This is a genomic window from Streptomyces sp. NPDC037410 (genome assembly GCF_055602235.1).
On record NZ_JBVJWR010000011.1, the window covers coordinates 1 to 9,406 of the forward strand.

At 73.3% G+C, this 9,406-nt stretch carries 12 protein-coding genes; 6 read left to right on the forward strand and 6 right to left on the reverse strand.

The window, feature by feature from the left end; genetic code table 11:
• The 3 genes from ACZ7HT_RS19515 to ACZ7HT_RS19525 form a co-directional block, all read left to right on the forward strand.
• A partial coding sequence (locus ACZ7HT_RS19515; protein ID WP_132919430.1) for an acyl-CoA dehydrogenase family protein occupies positions 1–95 on the forward strand: 95 nt, incomplete at its 5' end.
• A 28-nt stretch (positions 96–123) separates the two neighbouring features.
• Positions 124–909 (forward strand): electron transfer flavoprotein subunit beta/FixA family protein, encoded by a 786-nt coding sequence (locus tag ACZ7HT_RS19520; RefSeq protein ID WP_189807188.1) that lies wholly within the window; start codon positions 124–126, stop codon positions 907–909.
• A 33-nt stretch (positions 910–942) separates the two neighbouring features.
• Positions 943–1,899 carry an electron transfer flavoprotein subunit alpha/FixB family protein gene (locus tag ACZ7HT_RS19525; RefSeq protein ID WP_471167150.1) on the forward strand — a complete coding sequence of 319 codons (957 nt, stop codon included), beginning with the start codon at positions 943–945 and terminating at the stop codon, positions 1,897–1,899.
• Between the two features lie 61 nt (positions 1,900–1,960).
• On the opposite strand, the gene ACZ7HT_RS19530 is transcribed toward ACZ7HT_RS19525, so the two are convergent.
• From ACZ7HT_RS19530 to ACZ7HT_RS19550, 5 genes are all read right to left on the reverse strand, one after another.
• On the reverse strand, positions 1,961–2,344 hold the full coding sequence (locus ACZ7HT_RS19530; RefSeq protein WP_471167153.1) for a zinc ribbon domain-containing protein: 384 nt from the start codon (positions 2,342–2,344) through the stop codon (positions 1,961–1,963).
• A 129-nt stretch (positions 2,345–2,473) separates the two neighbouring features.
• Positions 2,474–3,184, reverse strand: coding sequence for a TetR family transcriptional regulator (locus tag ACZ7HT_RS19535; protein ID WP_471167155.1), 711 nt, complete (start codon positions 3,182–3,184; stop codon positions 2,474–2,476).
• 87 nt (positions 3,185–3,271) lie between these two features.
• Positions 3,272–4,033, reverse strand: coding sequence for an SDR family NAD(P)-dependent oxidoreductase (locus tag ACZ7HT_RS19540; RefSeq protein WP_471167158.1), 762 nt, complete (start codon positions 4,031–4,033; stop codon positions 3,272–3,274).
• Between the two features lie 373 nt (positions 4,034–4,406).
• Positions 4,407–4,877 carry a cyanase gene (cynS, locus tag ACZ7HT_RS19545; RefSeq protein ID WP_471167160.1) on the reverse strand — a complete coding sequence of 157 codons (471 nt, stop codon included), beginning with the start codon at positions 4,875–4,877 and terminating at the stop codon, positions 4,407–4,409.
• A gap of 36 nt (positions 4,878–4,913) precedes the next feature.
• Entirely contained in the window at positions 4,914–5,570 is a 657-nt protein-coding gene (locus ACZ7HT_RS19550) for a carbonic anhydrase (RefSeq protein WP_471167162.1), read from the reverse strand.
• Positions 5,571–5,653: 83 nt separating this feature from the next.
• Here ACZ7HT_RS19550 and cynR point away from each other — a divergent pair, with 83 nt between their 5' ends.
• From cynR to ACZ7HT_RS19565, 3 genes are all read left to right on the forward strand, one after another.
• Positions 5,654–6,562 carry a transcriptional regulator CynR gene (cynR, locus tag ACZ7HT_RS19555; protein WP_471167164.1) on the forward strand — a complete coding sequence of 303 codons (909 nt, stop codon included), beginning with the start codon at positions 5,654–5,656 and terminating at the stop codon, positions 6,560–6,562.
• Between the two features lie 152 nt (positions 6,563–6,714).
• Positions 6,715–7,239 (forward strand): GlcG/HbpS family heme-binding protein, encoded by a 525-nt coding sequence (locus tag ACZ7HT_RS19560; protein WP_471167694.1) that lies wholly within the window; start codon positions 6,715–6,717, stop codon positions 7,237–7,239.
• 37 nt (positions 7,240–7,276) lie between these two features.
• Positions 7,277–7,900 carry an ankyrin repeat domain-containing protein gene (locus ACZ7HT_RS19565; RefSeq protein WP_471167166.1) on the forward strand — a complete coding sequence of 208 codons (624 nt, stop codon included), beginning with the start codon at positions 7,277–7,279 and terminating at the stop codon, positions 7,898–7,900.
• Between the two features lie 106 nt (positions 7,901–8,006).
• Here the strand turns inward: ACZ7HT_RS19565 and ACZ7HT_RS19570 are convergent, their stop codons facing one another.
• A complete protein-coding gene (locus ACZ7HT_RS19570; protein WP_471167169.1) occupies positions 8,007–9,155 on the reverse strand; it encodes an acyl-CoA dehydrogenase family protein in 1,149 nt (382 codons plus the stop codon).
• Positions 9,156–9,406: the final 251 nt, after the last annotated feature.

Genomic DNA, 9,406 nt, shown 5'->3' on the forward strand with positions numbered 1-9,406 from the left:
CCGTCGAGCGCATGATGCGCGACGCCAAGATCACCCAGATCTACGAGGGCACCAACCAGGTCCAGCGCATCGTCATGGCCCGCAACCTCCCGTAACCACCAGCCTCTCGAAAGGAGACAGGCCGTGACCCTGAAGATCGCTGTCTGTGTGAAGTACGTCCCCGACGCGACCGGCGACCGCGGTTTCGCCGACGACCTGACGACCGACCGCGAGGCCGTCGACGGGCTGCTCTCGGAGCTCGACGAGTACGCGGTCGAGCAGGCCCTGCGCATCTCCGAGGAGTCCGACGACGCCGAGGTCACCGTCGTGACGGTCGGCCCGGACGACGCCAAGGACGCGCTGCGCAAGGCGCTGTCGATGGGCGCCGACAAGGCCGTCCACGTCAACGACGAGGACATCCACGGCTCCGACGTCATCGCCACCTCCGCGATCCTGGCCAAGGCCCTGGAGAAGACCGGCTTCGACCTGGTCGTCTGCGGCATGGCCTCGACCGACGGCACGATGGGCGTCCTGCCCGCGCTGCTCGCCGAGCGCCTGAGCCTCCCGCAGGTCACGCTGCTCTCGGAGCTCTCCGTCGAGGACGGTCTCGTGAAGGGCCGCCGCGACGGCGACGCCGCGACCGAGCTCCTGGAGGCCCCGCTGCCCGCCGTCGTCTCGGTCACCGACCAGTCCGGCGAGGCCCGTTACCCCTCCTTCAAGGGGATCATGGCCGCCAAGAAGAAGCCGGTCGAGGAGCTGGACCTGGACGACCTGGACATCGACGCCGACGAGGTCGGCCTCGCCGGGTCCTGGACCCTGGTCGACGCCGTGGCCGCCCGCCCGGCCCGCACCCAGGGCACGATCGTCACGGACGAGGGCGACGGCGGCAAGCAGCTCGCCGCCTTCCTCGCCACCCAGAAGTTCATCTGATCCACCGTCACCCCACCTCAGGAGCAAGGAATCATGGCTGAGATCCTGGTTCTCGTGGACCACGCCGACGGTGCGGTCCGCAAGCCGGCCCTCGAACTGCTGACCCTGGCCCGCCGCATCGGCGAGCCCTCGGCGGTCGTCCTCGGCGCCGGCGAGGCCGCCGCCTCGATCGCCGCCACGGCCGGCGAGTACGGCGCCGCCACCGTGTACGTCGCGGACGGCGCCGAGTTCACCGAGCAGCTCGTCGTCCCGAAGGTCGACGCGCTCACCCAGCTCGCCCAGGAGAAGGGGGCGGCCGCCGTCCTGGTGACCTCCTCCGGCGAGGGCAAGGAGATCGCGGCCCGCGTCGCGCTCCGGCTCGGCTCCGGTCTGATCACCGACGCCGTGGAGCTGGAGGCCGGTGACAAGGGCCCCGTCGCCACGCAGTCCGTCTTCGCCGCCTCGTACCAGGTGAAGTCCACGGTCTCGCACGGCGTCCCGGTCATCACCGTCAAGCCGAACTCCGCCGCCCCGGAGGCCGCTCCGGCCGCGGGCGCGGTCGAGAACGTCACCGTCGCCTTCACCGGCAACGCCGCCAAGGTCGTCTCGCGCACCCCGCGCGTCTCCACCGGCCGCCCCGAGCTGACCGAGTCCGCGATCGTGGTCTCGGGCGGCCGCGGCGTCGGCGCGGCCGAGGGCTTCGCGGTCGTCGAGAAGCTGGCCGACTCGCTCGGCGCGGCCGTCGGCGCCTCCCGCGCCGCCGTGGACGCCGGCTGGTACCCGCACTCCAACCAGGTCGGCCAGACCGGCAAGCAGGTCTCGCCGCAGCTGTACGTGGCGGCGGGCATCTCCGGCGCCATCCAGCACCGGGCCGGCATGCAGACCTCGAAGACGATCGTCGCGGTCAACAAGGACCCCGAGGCCCCGATCTTCGACCTGGTCGACTACGGCGTGGTCGGCGACCTCTTCGAGGTGCTGCCGCAGCTGACGGACGAGATCGGCGCGCGCTGACCTCACACAAGAGGGGGCGGGTGGCACTCTGTGCCACCCGCCCCCTTCGTCGTGCTCGCGCTCAGTACCAGCCGTCGAGCGGGACCTCCTCGCAGAGCCGGACGACCGGCCTGCGTCCGGAGGAGCCGTTGCCGGAGAGCTTCACCCGGACCCCGGGGCGCACCGCGTGCAGCGGTCCGTCGACCCGGCAGCGGACGACGAAGCCCTCCGTCATGTGGACCGGCCAGAGGTCGGCGTCGGCGGCGGCGACCCCGCGCCGTACGGATATCACGCCCTCGCCGCCGCTGAGTTCGGGGGCGAGTTCGGTCGACCCGCAGGTCGGACAGAGCAGGCGCTGGAAGGTGGTGGTGTGGCACCAGCGGCAGCGCTGGAAGTACAGCTCGGAATCGGGGGCCGACTCGTCGGCCTGGACGGCGGTCCCGCTCCTCATTCCCGTGTGGAACACGATGCCTTCTCCTTGCACTCGGCGGCTCGACCGTGCATGGAGACAAGATATGGCACTGAGTGCCATCAAATAAAGACCTGAGTTCCCTCAATTAGAGATACTGAGAACCCTGTGGCCCTTCTGTGACCCTCAGCCCTCGCCGAGGCTCGACTCCACCTCGCGCACCACGCGCCACATGGGGGTGGACCGCTTGGTGATCACCACGACGACGTCCTCGGCCTCCTCGGCCGGCGCGTCCGCGGCCTGGCCGCCGGCGGTCCAGGTGGACCGCACGAACTCCAGGGCGCCGTCGACCTCCGCGAGGGCGTCGCCCTCGCCGCCCGAGCGCAGCCAGTGCCGCAGGGCGTGGTTGTGGGCGGCGACCACGGCCGCCGCGACGACGTTGGCGCGCAGGGTGCCGTCCCTGCGGTCGGCCCAGCGGGTGCGCAGGTAGTCGCCGAGGGTCTTCTCGTACCGCCAGACCACCGACAGCTCGTACGTGCGGAGACCGGCCACCTCGCGGGTGAGCCGGTAGCGCTGCACGGAGAAGGTGGGGTTCTCGGCGTACATCCGCATGACGAGCCGGGCGGCGTCGCAGACGCGGACGACCGGGTCGTCGGAGTCGGCGCTCGCGGCGAGGAAGCGGGTCATGTCGGCGAGGCACTGCTCGTGGTCGGGGAAGACCACGTCCTCCTTCGACGGGAAGTACCGGAAGAAGGACCGCCGGCCGACGCCCGCGAGGGTGACGATGTCGTCGACGGTGGTCTGCTCGTAGCCCCGCTCCAGGAAGAGCTGGAAGGCCGCGGCGATGAGGGAGTCCCGCATCGCGGGCTTCGTGGTGTTCGACGACGCTGTTCCCATGGCCCGAACCTAACACTCGGAGGGGCCCTCACGGCACTTGGTGCCGGAAGAATCCGGCACCGAGTGCTGTGATGGGGGTACGGAGGCTCAGCGGGCGCTCATCCGGAGCGCGCCGTCCATCCGGATCGTCTCGCCGTTGAGGTAGTCGTGCTCGGCGATCATCGTCACGAGCCGGGCGTACTCCTCCGGGCGCGCGAGGCGCTGCGGGAAGGTGACGCTCGCGGCGAGACCGGCCCGGACGTCCTCGCCGAAGCCGGCCATCATCGGGGTGTCGACGATGCCGGGGGCGATGGTGACGACCCGGATGCCGAACTGCGCGAGGTCGCGCGCGGCGGTGACGGTCATCCCGGCGACGCCCGCCTTGGACGCGGCGTACGCGATCTGCCCGACCTGTCCCTCGAAGGCGGCGATGGAGGCGGTGTTGACGACGAGGCCACGCTGTCCGTGCTCGTCGGCGTCGTGGCGGGCGATGGCCTCGGCGGCGAGCCGCATCACGTTGAAGGTGCCCAGCAGGTTGACGTTGAGCACCGTACGGAACAGGTCGAGGTCGTGGGGTCCCTTGCGGCCCAGGATGCGGGCGGAGGGGGCGATGCCCGCGCAGTTCACGGCGAGCCGCAGCTCGGCGCCGTCGGCGTCGATCGCGGCGAGCGCCTCGCGGACCTGGCCCTCGTCGGTGACGTCCGCGGCGAGCAGCCGGACGCCCTCGGGCAGCTCCCCTGCGGCGGCCACGGCCTTGTCGAGGTCCAGGCCGTAGACGGTGGCGCCACGGGCGGCGAGCGCGGCGGCGGTGGCGGCGCCGAGGCCGGAAGCGGCGCCGGTGACGAGAGCGGCGGAGCCGGCGATGTCCATGGAACTCCTCGTTCGTGTCGTGCGGGTGCGACCCTGCCGCCGGGTTGGCCGCCGGATCGGGCGCGTGCCCGCGTCAGGACCGCGCGGTCCGCGCGATCTGCGCCGCCCACCATAGAACCGCAGGCCGCGCCCCTGGAAGGGGAGGCCGGGGCCCGCGCGGTGTGGTGACGGTCGCCGACACGGGTGCCGCGGCGCGGGCGCCGGCCGCCCGGCCGGAGGGCCGGGTCCTCTTCGCCGAGCTGTACGACGGCCCGGGCCGTCTCGACGCCCCGCGGGCCGGTTCCCCGGCCCTCCTCGTCGGCCATGCCGCGCACGGGCGCGTCGCCGATTCGGCGCCGAGGAGGGCCGGGCGCCCGAAGCGGTCGCTCTGCCGTCAGAAGGGCTTGGTCGGCAGGTACTTGCCGTCCAGGGTGATGACCGCGCGCTCGCCGCCCTCGGGGTCGGCGACCTTCTTCACGTCCAGCCTGAAGTTGATCGCGGAGATGATGCCGTCGCCGAACTGCTCGTGCACGAGCTCCTTGAGCGTGGTGCCGTAGACCTGGAGCATCTCGTAGAAGCGGTAGACGGTCGGATCGGTGGGGACGGCGCCGTCGAGGGAGCCGCGGGTGGGGATCGTCTGGAGGAGGCGCGCCGCGTCCTCGTCGAGGCCGAGGAGCTCGGCGACGGCGCGGGCGGAGTCCGCCGGCAGGGCGTGCTGGCCGAGGACGGCGGCGGTGGTGAAGGCGACGGAGAGGCCGGCGGCGTCCGCGATCCGCTGCCAGCTCAGGTCCTTGCGGGTCTTGGCGTCGACGGCGGCGATCGCGAGGGCGCGGCGGGCGGTGGGGTCGAACTGGGCGTGCACCATGAGAGGTACGTCCTTCTTCCTTGAGGGTGGGTGGGGTCAGGCGGCGAGCACGGGGCTCGCGGTGGCGGGGAGCTCCTCGACGGTGCCGTCGGCGATGTCGAAGACCCAGCCGTGCAGCCGCACTTCGCCCGCGGTCAGGGCGCGGGCCACCGAGGGGTGGGTGGCCAGGTTCGCCAGCTGCGCGGCGACGTTCTCGCGGACCAGGGCGGCCACGTCGACGGTCCCGGCGGCCGCGTCGGCCGTGCCGGCGGCCGCGTCGGCCGTGCCGGCGGCCGCGTCGGCCGTGCCGGCGGCGGCGCGGGCGAGGGAGGCGTCGGCGTGCCGCAGCCAGGCGGCGACGGCGGGCGCGGCGCTCAGGTCGTGGCCCTCGGCGAGCGCGGTCATCGCGCCGCAGGCGGAGTGCCCGCAGACGACGATGTCCCGTACGCCGAGGACGGTGACGGCGTACTCCACGGCGGCGGTGACACCGTCGCCGCCCGGGGCGTGGGCGGGGACGAGGTTGCCGGCGGTCCGGATCACGAAGAGCTCGCCCGGATCGGTCTGGGTGATCAGCTCCGGCACGACCCGGGCGTCCGAGCAGCCGATGAACAGCGTCCCGGGCCGGTGGTCGGTGGCCAGGCGGGCGAAGAGGCCGGCCTTGGCAGGGAAGACCTCCCGCTGGAAGCGGGCGATTCCCTCGGCGAAGTGAGGCATGTCCTCACCGTGCCCGACCCGCACCCATAGTGTCCAAGACCTGCCATCGATGTCTGCCATAGATGCCATCTATAGTCAGCCCCATGCAGCCGGAACTCCGCCATCTCCGCTATCTGCTCGCCGTCGCCGAGCACGCGAACTTCACCCGCGCCGCCGAGGAGCTCCACATCTCCCAGCCGACGCTGTCCCAGCAGATCCGGCAGCTGGAGAAGGCGCTCGGGGCGCAGCTCCTGGACCGCACCGGCCGGACCGTGCGCCTCACGGACGCCGGGGAGGCCTACGCGCGCTACGCCCGGCGGGCGCTGCGGGACCTGGCGGCGGGCGAGCGGGCGGTGCTCGACGTGCACGACCTGTCCCGGGGTCACCTCCGGCTCGCGGTCACGCCCACCTTCACCACGTACCTCACCGGTCCCCTGGTCGCCGGCTTCCACACCCGCCACCCGGGGATCACCGTGGACGTGCGGGAGCTGCCGCAGGAGCGCATCGAGGCCGACCTGCTCGCCGACCGGCTCGACCTCGGCATCGCCTTCCACGGCGAGCACCTCCCGGGCGTCGAGGCCGCGGAGCTGTTCACCGAGACCCTCGGCCTCGTCGTCGGCCCCGGCCACCCCTTCGCGGGCCGTACGGAGCCGGTACGGGCCGAAGAACTGAACGACCATCAGCTCGCGCTCCTGAGCCGGGACTTCGCGACCAGGCTGCACATCGACGCGTACGTCTCCGAGCACCGCGTCCGTCCCGCGATCGCGGTGGAGGCCAACTCGGTGACCGCGCTCACCGAGATCGTCCGGCGCACCGCGCTCGCGACCGTCCTGCCGGACGCCGTCACCCTGGACCACCCCTGGCTGATCCCGGTGCCGCTCTCCCCCGCGCTGCCGTCCCGCTCCGTCGCCCTCCTGCGGCGCGCGGCCGGCTACCGCAGCGCGGCGGCCGGGGCCTTCGCCGACCTGGCCGCGCGGTGGGGGGAGGAGGTCCCGGGTCAGCCGATCGGATGACCCGGGGGTCCACCGATGCGGGCGCCGGGTGCAGCCGGGACGACGACGGCCGGCGGCAGGGTACGGCACCAGGATGGGGAACAGAGCGGCCGCGGCTCTCCGACGGCCCCCGCGGTTCCCCGAGTCCACTTGGAGCAGATCCCATGAAGCACGTGAAGAAGGCCACCTCGCGCACCCGTGTCGTGACCGGTGGCGCGATCGTCGCCGCCCTCGCCCTCGGCGGCTTCGGGGCCTACTCCGCGAGCGCCACCGGCGAGGAGACGGCGGCCGCTCCGGCCGCCGCCAAGGCCGACGCCAAGAACACGAACACGACCGGGTCGACGCACCTGACGATCGAGGCGGCGACGAAGGCCGCGCAGGCGACGCTCGACGCCGCGGAGAAGGAGAACCAGCGGGTCTCCGTCGCGGTCGTCGACCGCAACGGCAACACCATCGTCACCCTGCGCGGTGACGGCGCGGGCCCGCAGTCCTACGAGTCGGCCGTGAAGAAGGCGTACACCGCCGTCTCCTGGAACGCGCCGACCCTGAAGGACATCCCCGGCACCCTCTTCCTCGCCGGCGGCGCCCCCGTCACCGCCAAGGGCGCCCCGATCGCGGGCATCGGCGTCGCCGGCGCCCCGTCCGGCGACCTGGACGAGAAGTTCGCCCAGGCCGGCGTCGCCACGCTCGACAAGTAAGCCCCAGGGCAGGCGCCCGCGTACGAGGAAACCCGCCATGAACGCGCTCGATCACACCCTTCTGGCGGCCGCCGCGCACGGTGACGCCGTCGCCGTCCGCGCGGCCCTCGACGCGGGCGCCCGCGTCGACGTCCGGGACCGGCACCGCCGCACCCCGCTGCTGCGGGCCGCCCTGCGCGACCACGTCCCCGTCGCGCGGGCGCTGCTCGCCGCGGGCGCCGACCCGAACGCCCAGGACGACCGGTCCGACAGCCCGTGGCTGGTCACCGGCGTCACCGGCAGCGTCGCCATGATGCGTGCCCTGCTCCCGGCGGGCCCCGACCTGAGACTGACCAACCGGTACGGCGGCACCTCGCTCATCCCCGCCGCGGAACGCGGCCACGTGCCGTACGTCCGCGCCGTCCTCGACGAGACCGCGATCGACGTCGACCACGTCAACCGGCTCGGCTGGACCGCGCTCCTGGAGGCCGTGATCCTCGGCGAAGGCGGCGGCGCGCACCAGAAGGTCGTGGCCCTGCTCCTCGCGGCGGGCGCCGACCCCGGACTCCCCGACCCGTACGGCCGCACGGCCCTCCACCACGCCGACCGCCACGGCCTGACGGCCATCGCCGCGCTCCTCCGGAAGGCGGGCTCACCCAGACTCCTCCACGAGGCCGCCTGACTGCCGTCCCCGGCGAGCGGCGACCCGCTCACGGGTGGCGGTCCGCCGGCGGCCTGGTCGCTCCAGGCCGCCCTGACGGCGACCGCCGTCCTCGCGGCGGCAGCCGCTACGCGCGGGCGAGCCCCCGGCTGATGACCATCCGCTGGATCTGGTTGGTCCCCTCGAAGATCTGCATGATCTTCGCCTCGCGCATGTAGCGCTCGACCGGGAAGTCGCGGGTGTAGCCGTAGCCGCCGAGGACCTGGACGGCGTCCGTCGTGACCTTCATGGCCGTGTCCGTGGCGATCAGCTTGGCCGCGCTGGCCTGGCGGCTGAACGGGCGGCCGAGGTCGCGGCGGCGGGCCGCGTCCAGGTAGGTGGCGCGGGCCGCGTCGACCGCGGCGGCCATGTCGGCGAGGAGGAAGCCGAGGCCCTGGTGGTCGATGATCCGGCGGCCGAAGGTGGTGCGCTCGTTGGCGTACGCCACGGCGGCGTCGAGCGCGGCCTGGGCGAGGCCGGTGGCGCAGGCGGCGATGCCGAGGCGGCCGCTGTCGAGGGCGCTGAACGCGATCTGGAGGCCCTGGCCCTCGTCGCCGACGCGGCGGTCCTCCTCGATGAGGGCGCCGTCCCAGTACGCGGCGGTCGTCGGCACCGCCTGGAGGCCCATCTTGCGCTCGGGGACGCCGAAGCTCAGGCCCTCGGTGGCGCCGGGGGCGAGGAAGCAGGAGACGCCGTGGCTGCCGGGGGCGGTGCGGGCGAACAGGGCGTAGAAGTCGGCCTTGCCGCCGTGGGTGATCCAGGCCTTGGTGCCGGTGATCCGGTACCCGCTGCCGTCGTCCTGGCGCTCGGCCTTGCAGGTGAGGGCGGCGGCGTCGGAGCCGGCCTGCGGCTCGGAGAGGCTGTAGCCGCCGATGGTCCGGCCTTCGAGGATCGCGGGGAGCCAGCGCTCCTTCTGCTCCGGGGTGCCGAAGGTGTGCAGGGGGTGGCTGGCGAGGGTGTGGACGCTGGTGGCGACGGCGACGGCGGCCCAGCGCGCCGCGAGCTCCTCCAGGACCTGGAGGTACACCTCGTAGGGCTGGCCCCCGCCGCCGTACTCCTCGGGGTACGGGAGGCCGAGGAGCCCGGCCTCGCCGAGGGTGGCGAAGAGTCCTTCGGGATAGCTCTCGGCGGCCTCGTGCTCGTCCACCCGGGAAGAGAGCTCCTTGTCGGCGATCTCCCGGGTGAGGGCGATGAGGTCCGCTGCCTCGGGGGTGGGAAGCAGGCGGTCGACATCCATGGCGACTCCAGCGGCGCGCAAAGTGGTACTGGGGAAGGTACTGCAGTACCGCTGAGAGTAGCGCAGAAGGGTGCCGACGTAACCCCCCGGAACGCCGGCCTGGAATACTGACGAGGTGATCGAGACCTCCGCCGAAGCCCCCAAGCAGACGGGCCGCGGGGGGGGGGGGGGGGGGGGGGGGGGTGGGGGGGTGGGGGGGGGGGGGGGGGGGGGGGGGGGTGTTTCGGTGGCATGCTATAGACCCCCCCCCC